This window comes from Stenotrophomonas sp. YJH_SMC_12-1 (assembly GCF_059370935.1).
This window is the reverse complement of sequence record NZ_JCAFUD010000002.1, coordinates 1-23,176: the sequence shown is the minus strand read 5'-3', so window position 1 is coordinate 23,176 and position 23,176 is coordinate 1. Positions and strand designations below refer to the sequence as shown.

The following is a 23,176-nucleotide window of genomic DNA, read 5'->3' as shown; positions in this document are numbered from 1 at the left end:
CCGGCTACACTGGGGATTGGAGCCGACCAAGCCGCCCCATGCGCCCGTCCTTGCCGCCTCTGCTGACCTGCCTGCTCGCCGCGCTGCCGGCGCTGCTTTCGGCTGGCTGCAGCCCGGCCACGCCCAGCGCGCATGCGGCCGAACCTGCGAGCCGCAACGTGCCGTTCCCGTACGCCGAAACCGATGTCGCCGACCTGCAGGCGCGGATGACTGCCGGAGATCTGGACAGCACCACCCTGACCCAGGCCTACCTGCAGCGTATCGCCGCCCTGGACCGCACCGGGCCCCGCCTGCGCGCGGTGATCGAGCTCAACCCCGACGCGCTGAAGGAAGCCGCCGCACGCGACCGCGAGCGCCGCGAAGGACGCCTGCGTGGGCCGCTGCATGGCATCCCCCTGCTGCTGAAGGACAACATCAACGCCGCACCGATGGTCACCAGTGCCGGCTCGCTGGCCCTGCAGGGCTTCCGTCCGGACGATGCCTACCTGGTACGCCGGCTGCGCGAGGCTGGCGCCGTAGTGCTGGGCAAGACCAACCTCAGCGAGTGGGCCAACTTCCGCGGCAATGACTCCATCTCCGGCTGGAGCGCTCGCGGCGGCCAGACCCGCAACCCCTACCGCATCAGCCATTCACCGTGCGGTTCCAGCAGCGGCAGCGCGGTGGCCGTGGCCGCCAACCTGGCCAGCGTGGCGATCGGCACCGAAACCGACGGCAGCATCGTCTGCCCGGCCGCGATCAACGGCGTGGTCGGTCTGAAGCCGACGGTCGGGCTGGTCAGTCGCGATGGCATCGTGCCGATCTCCTTCAGCCAGGACACCGCCGGCCCGATGACCCGCAGCGTCGCCGATGCTGCCGCCGTGCTGACTGCGATCGCCGGCCGCGATGACGCCGATCCCGCCACCGCGACCATGCCCGGCCGTGCGGTCTACGACTACACCGCGCGCCTGGACCCGCAGGGTCTGCGCGGCAAACGCATCGGTCTGCTGCAGACGCCGCTGCTGAAGTACCGCGGCATGCCGCCGCTGATCGATCAGGCAGCGACCGAGCTGCGTCGCGCCGGCGCCGTGGTGGTGCCGGTGGAGCTGCCCAACCAGGGCGCGTGGGCCGAGGCTGAGCGCACGCTGCTGCTGTACGAATTCAAGGCCGGGCTGGAGCGCTACTTCAGCACCCACCGCGCGCCACTGCGCAGCCTGGCCGAACTGATCGCCTTCAACCAGGCGCACAGCAAGCAGGAACTGGGCCTGTTCGGCCAGGAGCTGCTGGTGGAGGCCGATGCCACCACCGGCCTGGCAGACCCTGCCTACATCCGCGCGCGCAGTGATGCGCGCCGGTTGGCCGGTCCGGAAGGCATCGATGCAGCCCTCGCCGCCCATCAGCTCGATGCGCTGGTGGCGCCGACCACCGGTGTGGCGTGGCCGATCCGCAGCGATGGCGACGACTTCCCCGGCGAGAGCTACAGCGCCGCTGCCGTGGCCGGTTACCCCAGCCTGACCGTGCCGATGGGCCAGATCAACGGCCTTCCCGTCGGCCTGCTGTTCATGGGTACCGCCTGGAGCGAGCCGAAGCTGATCGAAATGGCCTACGCCTACGAGCAGCGCACCCGTGCGCGGCGGCCGCCACACTTTGATACCGATGCGCTGATCGACGCCGGCGAGCCCTGAGCTCCGGTGACGCCGCGACATCTTGCTTCCGGTAGTGCCGGCCGCTGGCCGGCAGCTCGATCGCTCCGGCGTTGCCGGCCAGCGGCCGGCACTACCGATCCTGTGGCTCCACCGGCACGATCGCGGCCTCACCATCTTCAGCACCTGGCGAACGCACATCCGAGGTGCGTGCACGTGGACCACGCGGCATATCCAGCTCGTCTTCGTGTTGCAGCCGCGCACGCACCTGCGGCAACGACTGCGGATGCTCACGTGCGAGGAAATCGAGCATGCGTTCGCGCACCAGGCAGCGAAGATCAAAGGCATCACCGGAACTGCGCGCGCTGACCAGCAGGCGCACCTGGATCGCGCGCTCGTTGGTTTCGGTCACCTGGGTTACGCAGACGCGCCCATCCCATAGCGCCTGGCCATGGCAGATGCGCTCCAGCTCGGCCCGGATCGCCGCGATCGGTGCCCGATAGTCCAGCCACAGAAACGCAGTGCCGAGCAGATCGGCACTGCGCCGCGTCCAGTTCTGGAACGGGTTCTCGATGAACCAGGTCAAGGGCACCACCATCCGCCGCTCATCCCAGATCCGCACCACCACGTAGCTGCTGCCGATCTCCTCGATGCGTCCCCACTCGCCTTCGACGATCACCACGTCGTCCAGGCGGATCGGCTGCGTCAGTGCGATCTGCAGGCCGGCGATGAGGTTGCCGAACACCGGTTTGGCGGCGATGCCCGCCACCAGCCCGATCAGGCCTGCCGACGCCAGCAGCGCCGTGCCGATCTTCTGCACCATCGGGAAGGTCAACAGCACCAGCGACGCACCGAGCACGATGATGCCGCCCATCAACACCCTGCTGAGCACGCGCGTCTGGGTCTGGATGCGGCGTGCCTCCAGGTTGTCGGAGACATCGATGGGATGGCTACGCAGGATCGCGCGCTCGCCCGCTGCCACCGCGCGTACCAGCAGCCAGACGAAGCAGGCCATCAATGCAATGTGGAGTCCGTGCTGCAGATGGCCCAGCAACGGATCCTGCAGCGGCGTCGCCTGCAAGGCGGGAATCAGCAGCAGCAGCGGCCACGCGGTAGCCAGCGGCAACCCGAGTACTCGACCGATACGCGCACGTCGGCGATCACGCCCTTTCAGCCGGTGATAGATCCACAGGATCAGCCACGCGCCTATGCCGCCCACCACTACGGCCAATCCCAACGGCCATGCGTAGGCCTGTGCGCTCTGCCAGTGCACCGTTGCCACCTCCAGTCGAACAACCAGGTGGACAGCCTCGCGCATGGCGCATGAGCGTCACGTCAGCCGTTCGTAAGCAGGGTGTTGGTCGGGAGGGCTTGCAGCCCTGCACCTGCTGCGTGCTGCGGCAACAGCAACAGCCGAAGCAGAAGCGGGTTTCCTGTGGGATGGCGGGGTGGGTCCGGTTGCGGGGGGCGCTGCAAGTCCCCTCCGGGGCTCGGCCCAGCCGCCGGCGGCTGTGCGTTCGGGCGCTTGCGAAGCGGTGCTTCGCAAGCAAAGCGCCCTCACCCATGTAAGCTCGGTCGCCGCTTGCTCGTGTGCGCAGTCCTGCGCACACGGCAAGACCGGGGTTGGGCGTCCTGCCCAACCCGCCCGAGGCATGCCTCGGGCCAATGCGGCTCACGCCCCCGCAACCGGACCCACCCCGCCTTCGACAGTTTTCTGCGATCTGTCGGAACCTGCTGCTGATGGTGGGTGCCGAGCGTTGGTCGGCACGGGGTCGGAGCCCATTTTGAATACTGCTATCTGACAGAAAAATCGTGTCGACCAACGGTCGACACCTACCAACAGGCGCGCATGCCAATCGCCGCAGTTACCAGTAGATCCACGCCATGCGTGGATGATTCATTCGACATCTGACAGATGTGCCGACCAACGGTCGGCACCCACCAATAGCGACCCGAACCTGTCGAAGGTAGGGCGGTGTCGGAGTGCGGGGTGTCAGCCGCATGGATGCGGCTGCCAAGCTTACAGGGACGTACTTGCAGCGTCCCCGCACTCCGACACCGCCCCGCCAGCCCATGGAATGCATGCTGTTGCCGCTGCTTCGGCTTCGGCTTTTGCCGTTGACGTTGATTGCAGCAGGTGCAGGGCTGCAAGCCCTGCCGAAAACCCCTTACCGCACCTGCTCCTGCTTGCGCACGATCGCCATCGCGATCTCCAGCGACTGCTCATAATTCAACCGCGGGTCCACCGTTGAGCGATACGCACGCTCCAGGTCACGCTCGGTCAGTTCGCGCGCACCACCGGTGCATTCGGTCACGTCCTCGCCGGTCAGCTCCAGGTGCACGCCACCCAGGCGCGTGCCCGCGGCCGCATGCAGATCAAACGACATCTCCACTTCGCCACGCACGTTGTCGAAGCGACGCGTCTTGAAGCCATTGGCAGTGCTTTCGGTGTTGCCATGCATCGCATCGCACACCCACAGCACGCGGCGGCCATCACGCTTGACGGCATCCAGCAGCGGCGGCAGCTTCTCGGCGATCTGCGCCGCACCCATGCGATGGATGAAGCTCAGTCGACCCGGTTCGTCGTGCGGGTTGAGCACATCGATCAGGCGCAGCAGCTGGTCCGGCGTCACCGACGGGCCGACCTTGATCGCAATCGGATTGCGCACGCCACGCAGGTATTCCACGTGCGCGCCATCGAGCGCAGCCGTGCGCATGCCGATCCACGGGTAATGCGTGCTCAGGTTCAACCAGCCCTGCTGGCGCGGCACCTGGCGGGTCAGCGCCTGCTCGTAGGGCAGCAGCAGCGCTTCATGCGAGGTGTAGAAGTCGATGCGGTTGAGGTTGTGCACGCGGGCCCCGGCCAGGGTCTCCATGAAGTGCACCGCATCGCCGATCGAGGCCACCATCTTCTGGTACTCGGCCGCCAGCGGCGAGTGGCTTACCCACTCCAGGTTCCAGTATTCGGGGTGGTGCAGGTCAGCGAAACCACCGTCGATCAGCGCACGCACGAAGTTCATCGTCATCGCCGAATGCGCGTGGGCCTGCAGCATCCGCTTCGGGTCCGGCAGACGCGCTGCTTCAGTGAAAGCGGGGGCGTTGATCACATCGCCGCGGTAGCTCGGCAGGGTCACGCCGTCGCGGGTCTCGGTATCGGCCGAACGCGGCTTGGCGTACTGGCCGGCAAAGCGGCCAACGCGGATCACCGGCTGGCGCAGGCCGTGCACCAGCACCAGGCTCATCTGCAGCAGGACCTTCAGCCGGTTGGAGATGGTGCCCGATTCGCAGTCGCTGAAGTTCTCGGCGCAGTCGCCGCCCTGCAGCAGGAAGCGCTTGCCTTCCTGGGCCTCGGCCAGCTGCTGCTTCAGCGCCAGGATCTCCCATGAGGTGACCAGCGGTGGCAGCCGCTTAAGCTCGTGCAGGGCCGCCTCCAGGGCTACCGGGTCGGGATAGGTCGGCATCTGCAGCGCGGTCTTGCCCCGCCAGCTCTCCGGCGACCAGGCAGCGGCGGTCGCGGCGGGATCGGGCACAGGCGGAACGGCGGACAGGCTCATTGCAGACTTCCGGGATGGGGGGCGGTCATGGTCGCAGAGCCGGCCGCTGACGCAAAGGGCCGGTCCGGCCTACCGGCTCGCCTGAACGGCAGAGAAAGGCCGACGCCAGCGGCCAGATCCTGCATGGTCAGCCGCCCGGGACAGGCGCATGATTTGTTACGGAGTAACACTTCAATGTCATGGACCGGCCCCTTCCACATCCAGCCGCCACCTCTCCCACCATGAAGCCCTCGCCCCTCGCTACCGGCATCACCTTCGCCCTGGCTCTGGCCAGCCTGCCCGCCTTCGCCTCGGCAGCCGACGCCCCCGCTTCGTCCGTCAAGGATCTGGATGCGGTCACCGTCCACGCCCAGCTCGACCAGGCCCGCAACACGCTGTCGCCGGACATCGGCAGCAGCCAGTACCAGATCACCGCCGAGGACATCCAGAAGCAGCCGCTGGGTGCCTCCGCGCCACTCAGCCAGGTACTGCTGCAGGCCCCTGGCATGGTCCAGGACTCCTATGGCGGCGTGCATGTGCGTGGCGACCACGCCAACCTGCAGTACCGCATCAACGGCGTGCTGCTGCCCGAATCGATCTCCGGCTTCGGCCAGACCCTGGACGCGCGCACCATCAAGAGCATCCGCCTGATGGACGGCGCACTGCCGGCGCAGTTCGGCGAGCGCACCGCAGCGGTGGTCGACATCACCACCCGCAACGGTGCCGGGCTGGGCAATGGCGGCAGCGCGGGGCTGACCACCGGCTCGTTCGGCAAGATCAATCCGAACGCCTCGTGGTGGGGCAGCCAGGGGCGCTGGAGCTGGTTCCTGACCGGCAATTACGACCAGAACGAGGTCGGCCTGGAGAACCCCACCAACTCACGCAAGCCGCTGCACGACGACACCCACCAGGGCAAGGCCTTCGCCGACCTGACCTACCTGGTCAATGACAACACCCGCCTGAGCGTGTTCGCCGGTTTCGCCAACAACCGCTTCCAGATCCCGGTCAACCCCGGGCAGACCCCACAGTTCGGTTATCTGGACACCACCACCTTCGACTCCAGCCAGCTGGATGAGACCCAGCGCGAGACCACCCGCTTCGGCATGCTGGTGCTGCAGGGCACGCTGGGCGGCACCGCGTACCAGCTATCGGCCGGACAGCGCTACAGCGACGTGGCGTTCAACCCGGACGTGGTGGGCGACCTGGTGTTCAGTGGCGTCGCCTCGCAGGTCCAGCGCAGCAACCGCGCCAACACCCTGCAGGCCGACTTCTCAACGCCGTTGGGCAACGACCACACGCTGCGCTATGGCCTGTACGGCAATTACGAGAACGCGCGGGCCAGCAGCAACAGCTGGGTGTTCCCGGTTGATGACGGCGGCCAGCAGTTCGGCACGACACCGCTGTTGATCCCCGACCGCAGCGCGTTCCACGCCAGTACGCTGGCACTGTACGTACAGGACGAGTGGAAGATCGGCGACGACTGGACCGTGAACTACGGCCTGCGTGGCGACCGCTACAAGGCCTTCGGCCGCACCGAAGGCCAGCTCAGCCCGCGCGTGGGCGTGGTCTGGAATGCCAGCGACAGCACCACCGTGCACGCCGGCTATTCGCGCTACTTCACGCCACCGGCCAGCGAGTTGATTGCCAGCAGCGACATCGCGCTGTACGACGGCACCACCAACCAGCAGCCCAGCGGCGGCAACAACACGCCGCTGGCCGAGCGCAGCGACTACTACGACATCGGCGTCTCGCAGCAACTGGGCGAGCACCTGACCCTGGGCCTGGACGCGTATGACCGACGCGTCGCACGCCTGCAGGACGAAGGCCAGTTCGGCGCCGCCTACATCTACTCGACGTTCAACTATCGCCGTGGCCACATCCGTGGACTGGAGTTCAGTGCCGACTACAGCAACGGCCCGTTCAGCGCCTACTTCAACGCGGCGTACAACAAGGCCATCGGCACCCAGGTGATCACCAGCCAGTACAACCTCGATCCGGACGCGCTGGCCTATGTGGCCGACCACTGGATCCACCTCGACCACGACCAGAAACTGACCTCATCGGGTGGCTTCAGCTACGCCTTTGCCGGACACAACCGGATCGGTGCCAACTACGTGTTCGGCAGCGGCCTGCGTTCGGACATCGAGGGCGTACCCAACGGCGGCGAGCTGCCGTCGTACCTGCAGGTGAACCTCAGCGCCGGGCACGACTTCAATGCCGACAGCGGCCATCCGTTGCACGTCCAACTGGCCGTGATCAACGCACTGGATCGCAGCTACCAGCTGCGCGACGGTGGCGGTGTCGGCGTCTTCGCCCCGCAGTGGGGACCGCGCCGAGGTGCTTACCTGAGCCTGCAGCAGGACTTCTGAGGTAGTGCCGGCCGCTGGCCGGCATCCTCACGGTGTGCCGGCCAGCGGCCGGCACTACCCTTCGTCAACGATTGGGGTCAGAGCCCTTTGCGATGCCAAGGGACCCGACCCCGTTTCGCTTTCAGCGCTTGACCTTGCCCAGCGACACCACGAGCGCCCACAACGCCAGCAGCACGAACCACACGCCCGACCACATCGGCATGGTCAGGCCCAGGAAGGTCCAGTCGATGTTGCCGCAGTTGCCGGTACCGGTCAGTACCGTGCGGAATACTTCCAGCGGTCCCATGGTCTCGCTCAGGAACGCCAGCGGCGGGCCACAGGTGGAGCCCATTTCCGGCGGCAGCATCTGCACGTAGACGTGGCGCGCGGCGATGCCGGCACCCACTGCGGCGGCAATGAACGCCAGCACGCCATAGGTCGCGCGTCCCGGGCGGTTGGAGGGCCCGTGCAGCGCACCGATCAGGAACAGCAGGCCGAGCGCGGCAAAGGCCAGGCGCTGGAAGATGCACAGCGGACACGGCTCCAGGCCCATCTTCAACTGCAGGAAGATCGCGTAGCCAAGCAGGCCCGCGCAGATCAGGAAGCCCAGCAAGAACTGGGCGCGGAAGGGCCAGCGCAGTGGATTCATCGTCAACGCTCAAATGGATCAGGCGCCAAGCGTAACCGAGAGTGCGTGCCATTCGAACCGCCACAGGTGACGCCTGTCGGAACGGTGCGGGTCAGATCCCAGTGCGAATGCAAAGGGCTCTGGCCTGCGGTGCTGCCTGCCCGGGGTCAGGGCCCTTTCCTGCGGAAAGGGATCCGAGCCCTGGAAACGCAAAAGCCCGGCAGAGGCCGGGCTTTCGCTGTGTCGCGTTGGAGCGGTCCGATTACTCGGCCACTTCCTCGGCCACGACCGGACGGTCAACCAGCTCAACGTAGGCCATCGGCGCGTTGTCGCCGGCGCGGAAGCCGCACTTCAGCAGGCGCAGGTAGCCGCCCGGACGGTTCGCGTAGCGCGGGCCCAGGATGGTGAACAGGTTGCCCACGGCTTCGTTGTCGCGCAGGCGGGCGAAGGCCAGACGGCGGTTGGCGACGGAGTCGACCTTGGCCAGGGTGATCAGCGGCTCGGCAACGCGGCGCAGTTCCTTGGCCTTCGGCAGGGTGGTCTTGATCAGCTCGTGCTTGAACAGCGAGGCGGCCATGTTCTTGAACATCGCTTCGCGGTGGGCGCTGGTGCGGCTGAACTTACGGCCAGACTTCTGGTGACGCATGGTGATATTCCTTGGTTAATGATGTGGCTGTGTAGATCGTTGTCGCCATCCTGGCGTTGCTGCGCGGACTGCGGATGGTCCTGGCCGCCCGTCCTGGACGACCTGCCGCGCGAACCTGCGGTTCGTCATGGCATGGTGTGTTGCATTGAAGGCCCCACCGCGAACGGTGGAGCCTTCAGGCATTACCGATATCAGCCCAGCATGCCGTGGCTGGCGACACCGGCCGGCGGCCAGTTCTCCAGCTTCATGCCGAGCGACAGGCCGCGCTGAGCCAGCACTTCCTTGATCTCGGTGAGCGACTTCTTGCCCAGGTTCGGGGTCTTCAGCAGCTCCACTTCGGTCTTCTGGATCAGATCGCCGATGTAGTAGATGCTTTCAGCCTTCAGGCAGTTGGCCGAACGCACGGTCAGCTCCAGATCGTCGATCGGGCGCAGCAGCACCGGATCCACGCCGTTGTTTGCCGGCTTGGCCGCACCGCGGTCGCGGTGGGTGAAGTCACCGAACACCGACAGCTGGTCACTGAGGATGTCGGCGGCGGTGCGCACGGCTTCCTCGGCGTCGATGGTGCCGTTGGTCTCGATATCGATGACCAGCTTGTCCAGGTCGGTACGCTGTTCGACGCGGGCCGCTTCCACGGCATAGGCGACGCGGCGGACCGGCGAGAACGAGGCATCCAGGACCAGGCGGCCGATGGCACGGGTTTCTTCGTCCGGACGACGACGCGCGGCAGCCGGCTGGTAGCCGAAACCACGTTCGATCTTCAGACGCATGTTGATTGCCGTGTCCTTGGTCAGGTGGCAGATCACATGGTCGCCGTTCAGGATCTCCACATTGTGGTCGACCTTGATGTCGGCAGCGGTGACAACGCCCGGGCCCTGCTTGGACAGGGACAGGGTGGCGCTGTCGCCGGAGTGCATACGGATGGCCACGTCCTTGAGGTTCAGCAGGACTTCGAGCACGTCCTCCTGCAGACCTTCGACCGTGGTGTACTCATGCAACACGCCGTCGATTTCGACTTCCGTGATGGCGAAGCCCGGGATGGACGACAGCAGCACGCGACGCAGGGCATTACCCAGCGTATGCCCGTAACCCCGCTCCAAAGGTTCGATAACGACCTTTGCACGGGTGTCGGTAAGGCGTTCGATCTGCGGACCGCGAGGACGCAGAACCTGGTTGGCGGTAACCGTCATGTTGCGGGTTCTCCTAGTGAACCCCCGGCCGTCGCCGGGGGCTCTCCAATGTGAATTACTTCGAATACAGCTCGACGATCAGCGCTTCGTTGATGTCCGCAGGCAGATCCGAACGATCCGGAACAGCCTTGAAGATGCCGGTGAACTTGCCGGAATCCACTTCAACCCACGACGGGCTCAGGTCATGCTGGGCGGCGACGGTCAGGGCTTCCTGGACGCGCAGCTGCTTGGCAGCCTTTTCAGACAGAGCGATGGCGTCGCCAGCCTTGACCTGGTACGAAGCCAGGTTGACCGACTTGCCATTCACGGTGACGCCGCGGTGCGACACCAGCTGACGGGCAGCCGGACGGGTCACGGCGAAGCCCATGCGGTAGACGACGTTGTCCAGGCGGGTTTCCAGCAGCTGCAGCAGGTTCTCGCCGGTGTTGCCCTTCTTGGTCGAGGCCTTCTTGTAGTAGTTGCGGAACTGACGCTCCAGCAGGCCGTAGATACGCTTGACCTTCTGCTTTTCACGCAGCTGGGTGGCGTAGTCGGACAGCTTGCCCTTGCGGGCAGTGGCGCCGTGCTGGCCGGGCTTCTGCTCCAGCTTGCACTTCGAGTCCAGCGCACGCGCCGGGCTCTTCAGGGACAGGTCGGCGCCTTCGCGGCGGGCGAGCTTACAGGTAGGACCGATATAACGAGCCATTTCTTATCGCTCCCTTTAGACGCGACGCTTCTTCGGCGGACGGCACCCGTTGTGCGGGATAGGCGTCACGTCGATGATGTTGGTGATCTTGTAGCCGACGTTGTTCAACGAACGCACGGCCGACTCACGGCCCGGACCCGGGCCCTTGATGCGAACTTCCAGCGACTTCACGCCGTAGTCCAGCGCAGCACGACCGGCCTTTTCAGCGGCCACCTGGGCAGCGAACGGGGTCGACTTGCGCGAACCGCGGAAGCCAGCGCCACCGGAGGTCGCCCACGACAGAGCGTTGCCCTGGCGGTCGGTGATGGTGACGATGGTGTTGTTGAACGAAGCGTGGACGTGGGCAACGCCGTCGGTGACGACGCGCTTGATCTTCTTCTTGGTCTTAGCAGCGGGCTTAGCCATTTCTCAGTCCCTTACTTCTTGATCGCCTTGCGCGGACCCTTGCGGGTGCGGGCGTTGGTACGGGTGCGCTGGCCACGCAGCGGGAGGCCACGACGGTGACGCAGGCCGCGGTAGCAGCCCAGGTCCATCAGGCGCTTGATCGCGATGCCGATCTCACGGCGCAGATCGCCTTCCACGATGTACTTGCCGACTTCGGCGCGCAGGCGCTCGATTTCCGGCTCCGACAGATCGCGGATCTTGGTGGTCGAAGCAACGCCTGCGACTTCGCAGACCTTCTTCGAACGGGTACGGCCGATGCCGTAAATGCTTTGCAACCCGACCCAGACATGCTTCTGGGCTGGCAGGTTGACGCCTGCAATACGCGCCATGACGCGGTTCTCCAGCTGAGTGATGGCCGACAGCGCGCCTCGGGCACGCCAATCCGGCGGGATGGATCAAAAAAGTGAACTAGCGATACTAACAAGGTTCCGGTTTACATGGAAGCCCGTGAAACCATTGGTTTCATGAACCCGGCCTGGGGAGTGTGCCCAGGCTCCGGCGCCGGATGGGGTTGGACCTGGGGTTCCCCCCGGGGCCGCCCGCGCTACTCCAGCGCGGGACCACCTCATCACACCCCCACCCGGAACCGCTGCGGGGGCCGCCCTTCGTTTGTGTGGCCGGAGTCCGCGAAGCGGAGGGACCATCACGTCAGGAAGACGAAAGTATAACAGGCCAATCAGCCGCGGGCAAAACCGCCGCGGTTGCCGCCCTTCAGGTTGGCCTTCTTCAGCAGGCTCTCGTACTGGTGGGACATCAGGTGCGCCTGCACCTGGGCGATGAAGTCCATCACCACCACCACCACGATCAGCAGCGAAGTACCACCGAAGTAGAACGAGGCGTTCAGCTGCGTGCGCATCAGTTCCGGCAGCAGGCAGACGATCACCAGGTAGGCCGAGCCGGCTGCGGTCAGGCGGGTCAGCACGCCGTCGATGTAATCGGCGGTGGCCTTGCCCGGGCGGATGCCCGGAATCAGCGCGCCCGACTTCTTCAGGTTGTCGGCGGTTTCCTGCGAGTTGAACACCAGCGCGGTATAGAAGAACGCGAAACCGGTGATCAGCGCAGCGAACACGATCATGTGCAGCGGCTCGCCCGGGCCGAGGGCATTGGCGACCTTCTGCAGGACCTGGCCGAAGCTGCTCTGATTGGCAGCCTGGCCGGACCACATGGCCAGGGTGGCCGGGAACGCCAGCAGGCTCGAGGCGAAGATCGCCGGGATGACGCCGGCCATGTTGAGCTTCAGCGGCAGGAACGAGGTCTGGTTCATGTACGCGTTGCGACCGCCCTGGCGGCGCGCGTAGTTGACCGTGATCCGGCGCTGGCCACGTTCGACGAACACCACGAAGAAGGTGAAGGCGAGCACGACGATGGCGATCAGCAGCAGCTGGATGAACTGGATGTTGCCGTCGCGGTAGGCGTCGAAGGTGTGGATGATCGCACCCGGCAGGCCTGCGACGATACCGGCGAAGATGATCAGCGACACACCGTTGCCGATGCCGCGTTCGGTGACCTGCTCACCGACCCACATCAGGAACATGGTGCCGGCGGTCAGCGCGACCACGGCGGTGAGCACGAAGCCCATGCCCGGCGCGTACACGACCGGAGCGCCCGACGGCGAGACCTGGCCCTGCAGGGCCAGCGCGATCGAGCCGCCCTGCACCACTGCCAGCAGCACGGCGCCGATGCGCGAATACTGGGTGATCTTGCGGCGGCCGGACTCACCTTCCTTCTGCATCGCCTTCAGGGCGGGGAAGATGTGCACGGCCAGCTGCATCACGATCGATGCCGAGATGTACGGCATCACGTTCAGCGCGAAGATGCTGAAACGGTGCAGGGCGCCGCCCGAGAACATGTTGAACATGTCCACGATGCCGCCGCCCTGCTGTTGCATCATGGCAAGCATGGCATCGGGATTGACGCCCGGCACCGGCACGTAGCAGCCGATGCGATAGACGATCAAAGCCCCGACGACGAACAGCAAACGTTGGCGAAGTTCAGTGAACTTGCCCATTCCGCCCGCGAGGTTACCGATGCCAGCTTGCGCCATGATTTTCTTACTCCGTTACGCTGCCGCCGGCAGCTTCGATCGCGGCCTTGGCACCCGCCGTGGCAGCAATACCCTTCAGGGTGAACGCCTTGGTCACTTCGCCCTTGACGACGACCTTGGCCTTCTTGGCAGTGCTCGGGACCAGCTTGGCAGCACGCAGGGCGGCGAAGTCGATCTCACCGGCCGGCAGCTTGTCCAGCGCGTACAGCAGCACTTCAGCGGTGTCCTTGGCGATCGGCGAACGGAAGCCGATCTTCGGCAGACGACGCTGCATGGGGGTCTGGCCGCCTTCGAAGCCAGCCTTGATCTTGCCGCCACCCTTGCGGGCGAACGAACCCTTGTGGCCGCGGCCGGCAGTCTTGCCCAGGCCCGAGCCGATACCGCGACCGACGCGGGTACGCTCGGTGCGGGCGCCCGGTGCCGGGCTCAGTTCATTGAGACGCAGAGTCATGGTCGATTACTCCTCAACCTGGACGAGGTACTGAACCTTGTTGATCAGGCCGCGCACCTGCGGGCTGTCCTTCAGTTCACGCACATCGTTGAGCTTGTTCAGGCCCAGCGCACGCACCGACAGGCGGTGACGCGACTGGGTACCACGCAGGCCACGCACCAGGCGGACCTTGACAGTCTTGTTGGACTCATTAGCCATGGTTGAGTTCCTCCACCTTCTTGCCGCGCTTGGCCGCGATGCGAGCCGGCGACTGTGCAGCAGCCAGGCCCTTCACGGTGGCACGCACCAGGTTGATCGGGTTGCGCGAACCGGTGGCCTTGGCCAGCACGTTCTTCACGCCAACGGCTTCCAGCACGGCGCGCATGGCACCGCCGGCGATCACGCCGGTACCTTCCGAAGCCGGCTGCATGAACACGCGGGCTGCGCCGTGACCATCCTTGATGGTGTGCCACAGGGTGCCGTTGTTCAGGTCAACGCTGACCAGGTTCTTGCGGGCCTGTTCCATCGACTTCTGGATGGCAACCGGCACCTCGCGGGCCTTGCCATAGCCGAAACCGACCTTGCCTTCGCCGTCGCCGACGACGGTCAGGGCGGTGAAGGTGAACTGGCGGCCACCCTTGACGGTCTTGCTGACGCGGTTGACCGCGACCAGCTTTTCGATCATGCCGTCGTCGATCTTCTCTTCGCGGTTACGGTCGCGATCGCGACCCCGCTGCTGACGCTCTTCTGCCATGTTGATTCCTTGGTTGTTTGGGTATATACGGCTCGAAGCCGCTTATGGTTGTGGCGTGACGCGGCGTTCCGGTGGGCCGCTGCAGAAGAGCGGCGCCGTCCAGCCTCACTCAGGCTGGCGAGCAGGTGGGCAGGAGGCCAATGGCCCCCTGCCTTTGTCCCTTAGAACTGCAGGCCGGCTTCGCGGGCGGCTTCTGCCAGGGCCTTGATGCGGCCGTGGTAGCGGTAGCCCGAACGATCGAAGGCAACCTTCTCGATGCCGGCGGCCTTGGCGCGCTCGGCAACGATGCGGCCAACCTTGGCAGCAGCATCGGCGTTCTTGCCGTTCTTCAGGCCTTCGATGACGTCGGCCTGGGTGGTGTTGGCAGCAGCCAGCACCTTGGAGCCGTCGGCGGTGAAGACCTGGGCGTACAGGTGCTGGCCGGTGCGCAGCACCGACAGGCGGGCGACGCCGAGCTCACGGATGTGGGCACGGGTCGACTTGGCGCGACGCAGGCGGGCGATGTTCTTGTTCATTTTGATTATTCCTTGAAAGCTGAAGGAAGAGCTTTTCCCTGAGAAGTCCGCACAGGGATGTGCGGGCTCTTGCGAGGGACTCGCGCTTATGCCTTCTTGGCTTCCTTACGGATGATGACTTCGTCGGAGTACTTCACGCCCTTGCCCTTGTACGGTTCCGGCTTGCGGAACGCACGGATCTTGGCGGCAACTTCACCGACGACCTGCTTGTCAGCGCCCTGGACCAGGATCTCGGTCTGGGTCGGGGTCGACAGCGTGATGCCTTCCGGCGCCACGAACACGACCGGGTGCGAGAAGCCCAGCGACAGGTTCAGGTCCTTGCCCTGCATGGCAGCGCGGTAACCCACGCCCACCAGCTCCAGCTTGCGCTCGAAGCCTTCGGACACGCCCTTGACCATGTTGGACAGGATCGCACGCACGGTACCGGTCAGTGCGACCAGGTCGGCGCTTTCGGTGCTCAGGGTGGCAACGCCGTTGTCGACGTTGATGGCAATACCGGCCGGCTTGGCCAGCGACAGGGTGCCCTTCGGGCCCTTGGCGGTGACGCTGTCCGACTGGACGTTCAGTTCAACCTTACCCAGGGTAATCGGCTTCTTGGCTACGCGGGACATAGTTCTACTCCTTTCGCCTTAGGCCACGAAGCACAGGACTTCGCCGCCGACGCCCAGCTGGCGCGCCTGCGCATCAGTCATGATGCCCTTGGAGGTGGAAATGATGGAGATACCCAGGCCGTTCATGACCTTCGGCAGCTCGCTCTTGCCGCGGTACTGGCGCAGGCCCGAACGCGAGAAGCGCTTCAGGGTCGCGATGACCGGCTTGCCTTCGAAATACTTCAGCACGATTTCCAGCTCGGACTTGTTGTTTTCCAGCTGGGTCACGCGCAGGTCGGCGATGTAACCCTCGTCCTTCAGGACCTGGGCGATCGCAACCTTGATCTTGGACGACGGGGCTTTCACCGTCTGCTTGCCCACCGCGGCCGCATTCTTGATGCGGACCAGCAGGTCGGCGATGGGATCAGTCATGCTCATATGAGTACCTTTGAGTGCACCGATATCCGCTTTCGCGAAAATCTGTTGTCTCCTGGAAACGGGCCAGGTCCCTTGATGCAGCGGGCCGGAAGCCCACTCCTACGACCCCGTTTGCGCAGGGCAAGACGCGGGAGTATACGCCAAAAGAGCCCGGCTTGCGCCGGGCTCCTCGGTTTTTTTGCGTCGGGAAAGCTGAATGCCTCCCCTGCCCGGTTCAGGAACCCCCGAAGGGGCTCCTGATCGCAGGGCCGGCTGGGGTTACCAGCTGGCCTTGCGCAGACCCGGCACGTCGCCACGCATGGTGGCTTCACGCAGCTTGTTACGGCCCAGGCCGAACTTGCTGTAGACGCCACGCGGACGACCCGACAGCTCGCAACGATTACGCTGGCGGCTCGGCGACGAATCGCGCGGCAGCTTGGCCAGCTTGGTTGCGGCCTCGATCTTCTCTTCGTAGGTCGCGTCCACGGAGGACACGATCTTCTTCAGAGCCGCACGCTTTTCAGCGTACTTCTTGGCCAGCTTTTCCCGCTTGATGTCGCGGTTGACCATGGAGGTCTTTGCCATTTCGGTTTCCTCGACAGATCAGTTACGGAACGGGAACTTGAACGCTGCCAGCAGCGCCTTCGCTTCCGCATCGGTCTTCGCAGTGGTGGTGATGGCGATATCCATGCCGCGGATCGCATCGACGGCGTCGAAGTCGATTTCCGGGAAGATGATCTGTTCCTTCACACCCATGTTGAAGTTGCCGCGGCCGTCGAAGGAACGGCCGGAAACACCACGGAAGTCGCGCACGCGCGGCAGCGAGATGTTGATCAGGCGGTCCAGGAACTCGTACATCTTGTGGCGACGCAGCGTGGTCTTGCAGCCGATCGGCCAACCATCACGGATCTTGAACGACGCGACCGAGATACGCGACTTGGTGACAACCGGCTTCTGGCCGGAAATCTTGGTCATGTCCGCGACGGCGTTTTCCAGGATCTTCTTGTTGGTGGCAGCCTCGCCGACACCCATGTTCAGGGTGACCTTGACGAGCTTCGGTACTTCCATCGGATTGGTGTAGCCGAACTGCTTCATCAGCGCCGGCACCACTTCTTCCTTGTAGATCTTTTCGAGACGGGAAGTCATCTTCACATTCCTCAGGCGTCGAGCGCCTCACCGCTGGAGCGGAACACACGCAGTTTGCGTCCATCCTCCAGCACCTTGAAGCCAACGCGTTCGCCCTTGCCCGAAGCCGGGTTCAGCACGTTCACGTTGGAGATATGGATCGAAGCTTCGCGCTCGACCACGCCGCCGGCAACACCTGCCTGCGGGTTCGGCTTGGTGTGGCGCTTGACGATGTTCACGTTGGCGACGACCACACGGTCGCCGTCGACGCGGACGACTTCGCCCTGCTTGCCCTTGTCCTTGCCAGCGTTGACGACAACCTGGTCGCCCTTCTTGATACGGTTAGCCATGATTATCTCCTGTCGCTCACAGCACTTCGGGAGCGAGCGAGACGATCTTCATGAACTTCTCCGAACGAAGTTCACGGGTCACCGGCCCGAAGATACGGGTACCGATCGGCTCCTGCTTGTTGTTCAGCAGGACGGCCGCGTTGCCGTCGAAGCGGATCAGCGAACCGTCGGCGCGACGCACACCCTTGCGGGTACGCACCACGACGGCGTCATACACTTCACCCTTCTTGACCTTGCCGCGCGGAATCGCATCCTTCACGGTGACCTTGATGATGTCGCCGATGCCGGCGTAACGGCGCTTGGAACCACCCAGCACCTTGAAGCACATCACCTGCTTGGCACCCGAATTGTCCGCGACGTCAAGGTAGCTCTGCATCTGGATCATGATTCAGACTCCTTATTCAGCCGCACGCGTGATGACTTCCACCACGCGCCAGTTCTTGGTCTTGGACATCGGAGCAATCTCGGTCACGCGGACGACATCGCCTTCCTTGCAGGCGTTGTCGGCATCGTGGGCGTGCAGCTTGGTCGAGCGCTTGATGTACTTGCCGTACAGCGCGTGCTTGACCTGACGCTCAACCAGGACGGTAACCGTCTTGTCCATCTTGTTGCTGACGACACGGCCTTCGACCGTGCGCAGCGTCTTCTTTTCAGTATTGTCGCTCATAGCGGCCATCCTTACTTCGTGCTGCCGAGCAGGGTCTTGACGCGAGCAATCTCGCGACGGACCCGGCGAATGTCGTGGGTCTTCGGCAGCTGGCCGGTGACCTGCTGCATACGGACAGAGAACTGTTCCTTACGCAGGTCGATCAGGTGGGCCTTGAGTTCGTCAGCCGACTTTTCACGGAGAGTTTTGATATCCATCAGCGCACCGTACGGGTCACGAAAGTGGTGGTGACCGAGAGCTTGGCGGCGGCCAGGCGGAACGCCTCGCGAGCCACTTCCTCGGAAACACCCTCGATTTCATAGATCATGCGGCCGGGCTGGATCTGGGCCACCCAGTATTCCACGTTACCCTTACCCGAACCCATTCGGACTTCGATGGGCTTCTTGGTGATGGGCTTGTCGGGGAACACGCGGATCCACATCTTGCCGCCGCGCTTGACGTAGCGGCTGATCGAGCGGCGGGCCGCTTCGATCTGGCGCGCGGTCAGCTGACCGTGTGCGGTTGCCTTCAGGCCGTATTCGCCGAAGCTGACAGCGTTGGCGCTCCAGCTCAGGCCATCGTTACGGCCCTTGTGTACCTTGCGGTACTTGGTTCGCTTGGGTTGCAACATTGTCGTTACCTCGCTTCACGGGCCGGGCGCTGACGGTCACCACGGTCGCCGCGATCGTGACGATCGTTGCGCGACGGGGTGTCGTCCTGCTTTTCCTGGCCAACCTGGGAGAAATCGAAGACCTCGCCCTTGTAGATCCAGACCTTGATGCCGATGATGCCGTAGGTCGTCTTGGCTTCAGCGAAGCCATAGTCGATGTCGGCACGCAGGGTGTGCAGCGGCACGCGGCCTTCGCGGTACCACTCCGAACGGGCGATTTCTGCACCGTTGAGGCGGCCACCGACGTTGACCTTGATGCCCAGGGCACCCAGGCGCATCGCGTTGCCGACCGAGCGCTTCATTGCACGGCGGAACATGATGCGACGCTCCAGCTGCTGGGCGATCGACTCGGCAACGAGCTGCGCGTCCAGTTCCGGCTTGCGCACTTCGGTGACGTTGATGTGCGCCGGGACGCCCATCATCTCGCTCACTTCCTTGCGCAGCTTCTCGATGTCCTCACCGCGCTTGCCGATCACCACGCCCGGACGGGCGGTGTGGATCGTCACGCGAGCGGTCTTGGCCGGACGCTCGATCAGGATCTTGCTGATGCCGGCCTGGGCTAGCTTCTTGCGCAGCATGTCGCGCACTTTCAGGTCGGCTGCCAGGTAACCGGCGAACTCGGCCTTGTTGGCGTACCACTTGGAGTTCCAGTCCTTGGAAATGCCGAGGCGGATACCAATCGGATGAACTTTATGACCCATGGTCTTTTCCTTATCCGCTTACTTGGCGGCGCCCACAACCACAGTGATGTGGCTGGTGCGCTTGAGGATGCGGGTACCGCGGCCTTTCGCCCGCGCCATGAAACGCTTCAGGGTCGGACCTTCATCAACCATGATGGTCTGAACCTTCAGCTCGTCGACGTCGGCGCCCTGGTTGTTCTCGGCATTGGCAATAGCCGACTCCACCACCTTCTTGATCAGGTGGGCAGCCTTCTTGTCCGAGAACTTCAGCAGGTTGACCGCACGTTCGGCCGGCAGACCGCGCACCTGGTCAGCGACCAGACGAGCCTTCTGCGGGGAGATGCGCGCAGTGCGCAGGATGGCTTTCGCTTCCATTGTCATCTCTCCTTACTTGCCCGACTTCTTGTCACCACCGTGACCCTTGAAGGTCCGGGTGATGGCAAATTCGCCGAGCTTGTGGCCGACCATGTTCTCGTTGACGAGAACCGGGATGTGGTTCTTGCCGTTATGCACGGCAATGGTGATGCCTACCATGTCAGGCAGGATCATCGAACGGCGCGACCAGGTCTTGATCGGCTTCTTGCTGCCCGCAGCGGCCTCCACCTTCTTGACGAGGTGGTGATCGACGAACGGGCCCTTCTTGAGTGAACGTGCCATGGTCGATTAGCCCCTACGATCGCGGACGATGAACTGCTGAGTGCGCTTGTTATGGCGCGTCTTGTAACCCTTGGTCGGGACACCCCACGGGGTGACCGGATGCGGGTTACCCTGGCCGGCCTTGGCCTCACCACCACCGTGCGGGTGGTCAACCGGGTTCATGGCAGCACCACGAACGGTCGGGCGGACGCCGCGCCAACGCTTGGCACCGGCCTTGCCCAGCTTTTCCAGGCTGTGCTCGTCGTTGCCGACTTCACCGATGGTGGCGCAGCACTCGACCGGAACCTTACGCATTTCACCCGAGCGCAGGCGCAGGGTGGCGTAGATGCCTTCGCGAGCCACCAGCTGCACGGCCGCACCAGCGGCGCGAGCGATCTGAGCGCCCTTGCCCGGCTTCAGTTCGATGCAGTGGATGGTGGTGCCGACCGGGATGTTGCGCAGCGGCAGGGTGTTGCCGGCCTTGATCGGGGCATCCGAACCAGCGATCACCTGATCACCGGCCTTCAGGCCCTTCGGGGCGATGATGTAGCGACGCTCACCGTCGACGTAGCACAGCAGGGCGATGTGGGCGGTGCGGTTCGGATCGTATTCGATGCGTTCCACGCGCGCCGGGATGCCCAGCTTGTTGCGCTTGAAGTCGATGATGCGGTAGTGCTGCTTGGCACCACCACCGACGTGACGCACGGTGATGCGGCCATGGTGGTTACGACCACCCGAGCGGCTCTGCGACTCGACCAGGGCAGCGTGCGGAGCACCCTTGTGCAGGTCGGGAGTGACCACGCGCACGGCCGAACGGCGGCCGGGGGAAGTGGGCTTGAATTTCATCAATGGCATGGGATGTACCTCAGGCCTTGGCCGTTACATCGATCGACTGGCCATCGGCCAGGCGAACGTACGCCTTGCGCCAATCGCCGCGGCGGCCAGCACGGTTACGGAAGGACTTGTTCTTGCCCTTGACGTTGACCACGTTGACAGCTTCGACCTTGACGTCGAACAGCTGCTCAACCGCGGCCTTTACATCGGCCTTGGTGGCTTCGTTCGAAACTTCGAAGACATACTGGTTGGAGAGTTCCTGCAGGCGCGCGGTCTTTTCGGAGACACGCGGGGCACGCAGCACGCTGAAGATTTTTTCGTTGCTGTTCATGCCAGCCACTCCTCGACCTTCTTGACCGCGTCAGCGGTGATGACGACCGTGTCGGCACCCACCAGCGAGACCGGATCCAGGCCCTGGACGTCACGCACCTGCACGTACGGCAGATTGCGGGCGGACAGGTACAGGTGCTCGGACGCTTCTTCGGTGACGATCAGCGGGCGCTTGCCCACCTCCAGGCCGGCCAGCTTGGCGACCAGACCCTTCGTGTTGGTCACTTCGACGTCGAAGGACTCCACGATGGTCAGACGGCCCTGACGGTTCAGCTCGGACAGGATCGCGCACATGGCGGCACGGTACTGCTTACGATTGACCTTCTGCTCGAAGCTGCGCGGCTTGGCCGCGAAGGTGACACCGCCGCCGACGAAGATCGGCGCCGTCAGTGCGCCATGACGCGCGCCGCCGCCCTTCTGCTTCTTCGACTTCTTGGTGGTACCAGCCACTTCGGAGCGAGTCTTCTGTGCCTTGGTGCCGGCGCGACCGGCGTTGCGGTAAGCAACGACGACCTGGTGGACCAGATCTTCGCTGAAATCGCGACCGAACACGGCTTCGGAGACCGAGACCTTGTTGTTGCTACCCGTGATAACGAGTTCCATCGTCATCTCTCCTTATGCCTTGCTCGCCGGACGGACGATCACATCGCCACCCGCCGCGCCCGGAACGGCGCCGCGAACGGCGATCAGACCGCGCTCGACGTCGACCTTGACCACTTCCAGGTTCTGGGTGCTCTGCTGCACCGCGCCCATGTGGCCCGACATCTTCTTGCCCGGGAAAACGCGACCCGGGGTCTGGCGCTGACCCAGCGAACCCGGCGCGCGATGCGACAGCGAGTTACCGTGGGTTGCATCGCCCATACGGAAGTTGTGGCGCTTGATGGTGCCCTGGAAGCCCTTACCCTTGGTGACACCCTGGACGTCGACGATCTGGCCGACTTCGAAGATGTCCGCCTTGACTTCGCCGCCAACGGCGAAATCGCCGAGCTGCGCGTCTTCAACGCGGAATTCCCACAGGCCACGACCCGCTTCCACCTTCGCCTTGGCGAAGTGGCCGGCTTCCGGCTTGTTGACCAGGGCAGCGCGACGCGCGCCGACGGTCACCTGCACGGCGCTGTAGCCGTCGGTTTCGACGGTCTTGATCTGCGCGATGCGGTTCGGGGTTGCTTCGATCAGGGTCACCGGGATGGAGCGGCCATCTTCAGTGAACACGCGGCTCATGCCGGCCTTGCGGCCCACGAAGCCCAACGAATACTTCTTCGTCATGGTCGTAGTCCTCAGGTCAACTTGATCTGAACGTCGACGCCGGCAGCCAGTTCGAGCTTCATCAGCGCGTCCACGGTCTTGTCATTCGGGTCAACGATATCGAGCACGCGCTTGTGCGTGCGGGTCTCGTACTGGTCACGCGCGTCCTTGTCGACGTGCGGGGAGACGAGAACGGTGTAGCGCTCGATCTTGGTCGGCAGCGGGATCGGGCCACGCACTTGCGCGCCGGTCCGCTTTGCCGTTTCAACGATCTCGCTGGCCGAACGGTCGATCAGACGATGATCGAACGCTTTCAGCCGGATCCGGATCTTTTGGTCCGCCATGGCGGTAGGTTCCTTCGTTAAAAGAGCGACAGACAAAGCCTCTGGGTTGCTTTGCCCCATGAAATTCCTGAATACGGACGGCCCACACTCCTGCAGGCCGACAAGGTCACTCCATGGACCTCAAAAACGTAGGCAGACCAGTTTCCCGGCCTGCCCAGACGTAGAAGCATAATGGCACACAAGGCAGCTGTCAACAGTCGCCTGTTGACGCCGCCTGAATGGCATTGACCCTTCCTGGTCCGGGGAACACAAGGCACATCCTGTGCCTGCTTTCCCATTTGATACGCCCCGATGCCCTACCCAGGCAACATCGGGGCGCAGATACTACCAGATTACTCGATGATCTTCGAGACCACGCCGGCGCCGACGGTGCGGCCGCCTTCGCGGATGGCGAAGCGCAGGCCTTCGTCCATCGCCACCGGGTTGATCAGGGTGACGACCATCTTGACGTTGTCACCCGGCATCACCATTTC

General features: G+C 64.2%; 33 protein-coding genes. 2 read left to right on the top strand and 31 right to left on the bottom strand.

Annotation, left to right across the window (positions count from 1 at the left end):
* The first annotated feature begins 38 nt into the window (after window positions 1-38).
* Complete coding sequence (locus tag AC5P8Y_RS03555; protein ID WP_049403833.1) at window positions 39-1,661, top strand: amidase; 1,623 nt, start codon at window positions 39-41, stop codon at window positions 1,659-1,661.
* 91 nt (window positions 1,662-1,752) lie between these two features.
* Here AC5P8Y_RS03555 and AC5P8Y_RS03550 read toward each other — a convergent pair whose 3' ends face one another.
* Both AC5P8Y_RS03550 and AC5P8Y_RS03545 read right to left on the bottom strand, forming a co-directional pair.
* Window positions 1,753-2,937: a mechanosensitive ion channel family protein gene (locus tag AC5P8Y_RS03550; protein ID WP_032966454.1), complete on the bottom strand. Its 1,185-nt coding sequence runs from the start codon at window positions 2,935-2,937 to the stop codon at window positions 1,753-1,755.
* An 850-nt stretch (window positions 2,938-3,787) separates the two neighbouring features.
* Complete coding sequence (locus AC5P8Y_RS03545) at window positions 3,788-5,173, bottom strand: class II 3-deoxy-7-phosphoheptulonate synthase (protein WP_033835443.1); 1,386 nt, start codon at window positions 5,171-5,173, stop codon at window positions 3,788-3,790.
* 221 nt (window positions 5,174-5,394) lie between these two features.
* Between AC5P8Y_RS03545 and AC5P8Y_RS03540 the strand changes: the two genes are divergently transcribed.
* Window positions 5,395-7,521, top strand: a complete 2,127-nt coding sequence (locus AC5P8Y_RS03540; RefSeq protein ID WP_495201840.1) for a TonB-dependent receptor — start codon at window positions 5,395-5,397, stop codon at window positions 7,519-7,521.
* Window positions 7,522-7,642: 121 nt separating this feature from the next.
* Here the strand turns inward: AC5P8Y_RS03540 and AC5P8Y_RS03535 are convergent, their stop codons facing one another.
* The 29 genes from AC5P8Y_RS03535 to AC5P8Y_RS03395 form a co-directional block, all read right to left on the bottom strand.
* Window positions 7,643-8,149 (bottom strand): disulfide bond formation protein B, encoded by a 507-nt coding sequence (locus AC5P8Y_RS03535; RefSeq protein WP_005412342.1) that lies wholly within the window; start codon window positions 8,147-8,149, stop codon window positions 7,643-7,645.
* A gap of 241 nt (window positions 8,150-8,390) precedes the next feature.
* Window positions 8,391-8,774: a 50S ribosomal protein L17 gene (rplQ, locus tag AC5P8Y_RS03530; RefSeq protein ID WP_005408217.1), complete on the bottom strand. Its 384-nt coding sequence runs from the start codon at window positions 8,772-8,774 to the stop codon at window positions 8,391-8,393.
* A 191-nt stretch (window positions 8,775-8,965) separates the two neighbouring features.
* Window positions 8,966-9,964, bottom strand: a complete 999-nt coding sequence (locus AC5P8Y_RS03525) for a DNA-directed RNA polymerase subunit alpha (protein ID WP_005408216.1) — start codon at window positions 9,962-9,964, stop codon at window positions 8,966-8,968.
* Between the two features lie 55 nt (window positions 9,965-10,019).
* Window positions 10,020-10,649 carry a 30S ribosomal protein S4 gene (gene rpsD / locus AC5P8Y_RS03520; RefSeq protein ID WP_004145446.1) on the bottom strand — a complete coding sequence of 210 codons (630 nt, stop codon included), beginning with the start codon at window positions 10,647-10,649 and terminating at the stop codon, window positions 10,020-10,022.
* Window positions 10,650-10,664: 15 nt separating this feature from the next.
* Window positions 10,665-11,054 carry a 30S ribosomal protein S11 gene (gene rpsK / locus AC5P8Y_RS03515; protein WP_004145443.1) on the bottom strand — a complete coding sequence of 130 codons (390 nt, stop codon included), beginning with the start codon at window positions 11,052-11,054 and terminating at the stop codon, window positions 10,665-10,667.
* Between the two features lie 11 nt (window positions 11,055-11,065).
* Complete coding sequence (gene rpsM / locus AC5P8Y_RS03510) at window positions 11,066-11,422, bottom strand: 30S ribosomal protein S13 (RefSeq protein ID WP_004154500.1); 357 nt, start codon at window positions 11,420-11,422, stop codon at window positions 11,066-11,068.
* A 347-nt stretch (window positions 11,423-11,769) separates the two neighbouring features.
* Window positions 11,770-13,137, bottom strand: a complete 1,368-nt coding sequence (secY, locus tag AC5P8Y_RS03505; RefSeq protein WP_005408215.1) for a preprotein translocase subunit SecY — start codon at window positions 13,135-13,137, stop codon at window positions 11,770-11,772.
* Window positions 13,138-13,144: 7 nt separating this feature from the next.
* Window positions 13,145-13,588: a 50S ribosomal protein L15 gene (rplO, locus tag AC5P8Y_RS03500; RefSeq protein ID WP_004154498.1), complete on the bottom strand. Its 444-nt coding sequence runs from the start codon at window positions 13,586-13,588 to the stop codon at window positions 13,145-13,147.
* 6 nt (window positions 13,589-13,594) lie between these two features.
* Window positions 13,595-13,786 (bottom strand): 50S ribosomal protein L30, encoded by a 192-nt coding sequence (gene rpmD, locus AC5P8Y_RS03495; protein ID WP_005408214.1) that lies wholly within the window; start codon window positions 13,784-13,786, stop codon window positions 13,595-13,597.
* Entirely contained in the window at window positions 13,779-14,321 is a 543-nt protein-coding gene (gene rpsE / locus AC5P8Y_RS03490) for a 30S ribosomal protein S5 (protein ID WP_004154496.1), read from the bottom strand. Before rpsE ends, rpmD begins: the two co-directional genes overlap by 8 nt.
* 161 nt (window positions 14,322-14,482) lie before the next feature.
* Complete coding sequence (gene rplR / locus AC5P8Y_RS03485; protein ID WP_026346969.1) at window positions 14,483-14,842, bottom strand: 50S ribosomal protein L18; 360 nt, start codon at window positions 14,840-14,842, stop codon at window positions 14,483-14,485.
* Between the two features lie 80 nt (window positions 14,843-14,922).
* Entirely contained in the window at window positions 14,923-15,447 is a 525-nt protein-coding gene (gene rplF / locus AC5P8Y_RS03480; RefSeq protein ID WP_019659576.1) for a 50S ribosomal protein L6, read from the bottom strand.
* A gap of 18 nt (window positions 15,448-15,465) precedes the next feature.
* Complete coding sequence (gene rpsH / locus AC5P8Y_RS03475; RefSeq protein ID WP_021204581.1) at window positions 15,466-15,864, bottom strand: 30S ribosomal protein S8; 399 nt, start codon at window positions 15,862-15,864, stop codon at window positions 15,466-15,468.
* A 258-nt stretch (window positions 15,865-16,122) separates the two neighbouring features.
* Window positions 16,123-16,428: a 30S ribosomal protein S14 gene (gene rpsN / locus AC5P8Y_RS03470; RefSeq protein ID WP_019659577.1), complete on the bottom strand. Its 306-nt coding sequence runs from the start codon at window positions 16,426-16,428 to the stop codon at window positions 16,123-16,125.
* A gap of 18 nt (window positions 16,429-16,446) precedes the next feature.
* Window positions 16,447-16,989 (bottom strand): 50S ribosomal protein L5, encoded by a 543-nt coding sequence (gene rplE / locus AC5P8Y_RS03465; RefSeq protein ID WP_005415416.1) that lies wholly within the window; start codon window positions 16,987-16,989, stop codon window positions 16,447-16,449.
* Between the two features lie 11 nt (window positions 16,990-17,000).
* On the bottom strand, window positions 17,001-17,318 hold the full coding sequence (rplX, locus tag AC5P8Y_RS03460) for a 50S ribosomal protein L24 (RefSeq protein ID WP_004154490.1): 318 nt from the start codon (window positions 17,316-17,318) through the stop codon (window positions 17,001-17,003).
* 16 nt (window positions 17,319-17,334) lie between these two features.
* On the bottom strand, window positions 17,335-17,703 hold the full coding sequence (gene rplN, locus AC5P8Y_RS03455; RefSeq protein WP_010483978.1) for a 50S ribosomal protein L14: 369 nt from the start codon (window positions 17,701-17,703) through the stop codon (window positions 17,335-17,337).
* 12 nt (window positions 17,704-17,715) lie between these two features.
* Window positions 17,716-17,985: a 30S ribosomal protein S17 gene (gene rpsQ, locus AC5P8Y_RS03450; protein WP_004154489.1), complete on the bottom strand. Its 270-nt coding sequence runs from the start codon at window positions 17,983-17,985 to the stop codon at window positions 17,716-17,718.
* An 11-nt stretch (window positions 17,986-17,996) separates the two neighbouring features.
* Window positions 17,997-18,182 (bottom strand): 50S ribosomal protein L29, encoded by a 186-nt coding sequence (rpmC, locus tag AC5P8Y_RS03445; RefSeq protein ID WP_004154487.1) that lies wholly within the window; start codon window positions 18,180-18,182, stop codon window positions 17,997-17,999.
* Entirely contained in the window at window positions 18,182-18,595 is a 414-nt protein-coding gene (gene rplP / locus AC5P8Y_RS03440; RefSeq protein WP_004154486.1) for a 50S ribosomal protein L16, read from the bottom strand. Before rplP ends, rpmC begins: the two co-directional genes overlap by 1 nt.
* A gap of 5 nt (window positions 18,596-18,600) precedes the next feature.
* Window positions 18,601-19,335, bottom strand: coding sequence for a 30S ribosomal protein S3 (gene rpsC / locus AC5P8Y_RS03435; RefSeq protein ID WP_005415414.1), 735 nt, complete (start codon window positions 19,333-19,335; stop codon window positions 18,601-18,603).
* Between the two features lie 18 nt (window positions 19,336-19,353).
* Complete coding sequence (gene rplV / locus AC5P8Y_RS03430) at window positions 19,354-19,689, bottom strand: 50S ribosomal protein L22 (RefSeq protein WP_004145348.1); 336 nt, start codon at window positions 19,687-19,689, stop codon at window positions 19,354-19,356.
* A gap of 12 nt (window positions 19,690-19,701) precedes the next feature.
* Window positions 19,702-19,971 (bottom strand): 30S ribosomal protein S19, encoded by a 270-nt coding sequence (gene rpsS / locus AC5P8Y_RS03425; protein ID WP_005415413.1) that lies wholly within the window; start codon window positions 19,969-19,971, stop codon window positions 19,702-19,704.
* 6 nt (window positions 19,972-19,977) lie between these two features.
* Entirely contained in the window at window positions 19,978-20,805 is an 828-nt protein-coding gene (rplB, locus tag AC5P8Y_RS03420; protein ID WP_004145339.1) for a 50S ribosomal protein L2, read from the bottom strand.
* Window positions 20,806-20,815: 10 nt separating this feature from the next.
* Window positions 20,816-21,115: a 50S ribosomal protein L23 gene (gene rplW, locus AC5P8Y_RS03415; protein WP_004145338.1), complete on the bottom strand. Its 300-nt coding sequence runs from the start codon at window positions 21,113-21,115 to the stop codon at window positions 20,816-20,818.
* Complete coding sequence (rplD, locus tag AC5P8Y_RS03410; protein ID WP_019659578.1) at window positions 21,112-21,717, bottom strand: 50S ribosomal protein L4; 606 nt, start codon at window positions 21,715-21,717, stop codon at window positions 21,112-21,114. The genes rplW and rplD overlap by 4 nt, the downstream gene beginning before the upstream one ends.
* 12 nt (window positions 21,718-21,729) lie before the next feature.
* Complete coding sequence (gene rplC / locus AC5P8Y_RS03405; RefSeq protein WP_004145336.1) at window positions 21,730-22,380, bottom strand: 50S ribosomal protein L3; 651 nt, start codon at window positions 22,378-22,380, stop codon at window positions 21,730-21,732.
* An 11-nt stretch (window positions 22,381-22,391) separates the two neighbouring features.
* Window positions 22,392-22,703 (bottom strand): 30S ribosomal protein S10, encoded by a 312-nt coding sequence (gene rpsJ, locus AC5P8Y_RS03400; RefSeq protein ID WP_005408208.1) that lies wholly within the window; start codon window positions 22,701-22,703, stop codon window positions 22,392-22,394.
* 332 nt (window positions 22,704-23,035) lie between these two features.
* Window positions 23,036-23,176: EF-Tu C-terminal domain-related protein (locus AC5P8Y_RS03395; RefSeq protein ID WP_487247787.1), on the bottom strand; the 141-nt coding region annotated here is incomplete at its 5' end.

What these genes read in the sequence shown, in the direction of transcription:
- rpsH (WP_021204581.1), bottom strand. Translation starts at nt 15,864, where the DNA reads ATGAGCATGACTGATCCCATCGCCGACCTGCTGGTCCGCATCAAGAAT.
- rplD (WP_019659578.1), bottom strand. Translation starts at nt 21,717, where the DNA reads ATGGAACTCGTTATCACGGGTAGCAACAACAAGGTCTCGGTCTCCGAA.
- rpsJ (WP_005408208.1), bottom strand. Translation starts at nt 22,703, where the DNA reads ATGGCGGACCAAAAGATCCGGATCCGGCTGAAAGCGTTCGATCATCGT.
- rpsM (WP_004154500.1), bottom strand. Translation starts at nt 11,422, where the DNA reads ATGGCGCGTATTGCAGGCGTCAACCTGCCAGCCCAGAAGCATGTCTGG.
- rplW (WP_004145338.1), bottom strand. Translation starts at nt 21,115, where the DNA reads ATGAACAGCAACGAAAAAATCTTCAGCGTGCTGCGTGCCCCGCGTGTC.
- AC5P8Y_RS03555 (WP_049403833.1), top strand. Translation starts at nt 39, where the DNA reads ATGCGCCCGTCCTTGCCGCCTCTGCTGACCTGCCTGCTCGCCGCGCTG.
- AC5P8Y_RS03540 (WP_495201840.1), top strand. Translation starts at nt 5,395, where the DNA reads ATGAAGCCCTCGCCCCTCGCTACCGGCATCACCTTCGCCCTGGCTCTG.
- rplP (WP_004154486.1), bottom strand. Translation starts at nt 18,595, where the DNA reads ATGTTGCAACCCAAGCGAACCAAGTACCGCAAGGTACACAAGGGCCGT.
- rpsN (WP_019659577.1), bottom strand. Translation starts at nt 16,428, where the DNA reads ATGGCAAAGACCTCCATGGTCAACCGCGACATCAAGCGGGAAAAGCTG.
- AC5P8Y_RS03550 (WP_032966454.1), bottom strand. Translation starts at nt 2,937, where the DNA reads ATGCGCGAGGCTGTCCACCTGGTTGTTCGACTGGAGGTGGCAACGGTG.
- AC5P8Y_RS03535 (WP_005412342.1), bottom strand. Translation starts at nt 8,149, where the DNA reads ATGAATCCACTGCGCTGGCCCTTCCGCGCCCAGTTCTTGCTGGGCTTC.
- AC5P8Y_RS03545 (WP_033835443.1), bottom strand. Translation starts at nt 5,173, where the DNA reads ATGAGCCTGTCCGCCGTTCCGCCTGTGCCCGATCCCGCCGCGACCGCC.
- secY (WP_005408215.1), bottom strand. Translation starts at nt 13,137, where the DNA reads ATGGCGCAAGCTGGCATCGGTAACCTCGCGGGCGGAATGGGCAAGTTC.
- rpsS (WP_005415413.1), bottom strand. Translation starts at nt 19,971, where the DNA reads ATGGCACGTTCACTCAAGAAGGGCCCGTTCGTCGATCACCACCTCGTC.
- rplO (WP_004154498.1), bottom strand. Translation starts at nt 13,588, where the DNA reads ATGACTCTGCGTCTCAATGAACTGAGCCCGGCACCGGGCGCCCGCACC.
- rplE (WP_005415416.1), bottom strand. Translation starts at nt 16,989, where the DNA reads ATGACTTCCCGTCTCGAAAAGATCTACAAGGAAGAAGTGGTGCCGGCG.
- AC5P8Y_RS03525 (WP_005408216.1), bottom strand. Translation starts at nt 9,964, where the DNA reads ATGACGGTTACCGCCAACCAGGTTCTGCGTCCTCGCGGTCCGCAGATC.
- rpmC (WP_004154487.1), bottom strand. Translation starts at nt 18,182, where the DNA reads ATGGATATCAAAACTCTCCGTGAAAAGTCGGCTGACGAACTCAAGGCC.
- rplX (WP_004154490.1), bottom strand. Translation starts at nt 17,318, where the DNA reads ATGGCTAACCGTATCAAGAAGGGCGACCAGGTTGTCGTCAACGCTGGC.
- rplC (WP_004145336.1), bottom strand. Translation starts at nt 22,380, where the DNA reads ATGACGAAGAAGTATTCGTTGGGCTTCGTGGGCCGCAAGGCCGGCATG.
- rpsK (WP_004145443.1), bottom strand. Translation starts at nt 11,054, where the DNA reads ATGGCTAAGCCCGCTGCTAAGACCAAGAAGAAGATCAAGCGCGTCGTC.
- rpsE (WP_004154496.1), bottom strand. Translation starts at nt 14,321, where the DNA reads ATGGCAGAAGAGCGTCAGCAGCGGGGTCGCGATCGCGACCGTAACCGC.
- rpsQ (WP_004154489.1), bottom strand. Translation starts at nt 17,985, where the DNA reads ATGAGCGACAATACTGAAAAGAAGACGCTGCGCACGGTCGAAGGCCGT.
- rpsC (WP_005415414.1), bottom strand. Translation starts at nt 19,335, where the DNA reads ATGGGTCATAAAGTTCATCCGATTGGTATCCGCCTCGGCATTTCCAAG.
- rplB (WP_004145339.1), bottom strand. Translation starts at nt 20,805, where the DNA reads ATGCCATTGATGAAATTCAAGCCCACTTCCCCCGGCCGCCGTTCGGCC.
- rplN (WP_010483978.1), bottom strand. Translation starts at nt 17,703, where the DNA reads ATGATCCAGATGCAGAGCTACCTTGACGTCGCGGACAATTCGGGTGCC.
- rplQ (WP_005408217.1), bottom strand. Translation starts at nt 8,774, where the DNA reads ATGCGTCACCAGAAGTCTGGCCGTAAGTTCAGCCGCACCAGCGCCCAC.
- rplV (WP_004145348.1), bottom strand. Translation starts at nt 19,689, where the DNA reads ATGGAAGCGAAAGCCATCCTGCGCACTGCGCGCATCTCCCCGCAGAAG.
- rpmD (WP_005408214.1), bottom strand. Translation starts at nt 13,786, where the DNA reads ATGGCTAATGAGTCCAACAAGACTGTCAAGGTCCGCCTGGTGCGTGGC.
- rpsD (WP_004145446.1), bottom strand. Translation starts at nt 10,649, where the DNA reads ATGGCTCGTTATATCGGTCCTACCTGTAAGCTCGCCCGCCGCGAAGGC.
- rplF (WP_019659576.1), bottom strand. Translation starts at nt 15,447, where the DNA reads ATGTCCCGCGTAGCCAAGAAGCCGATTACCCTGGGTAAGGTTGAACTG.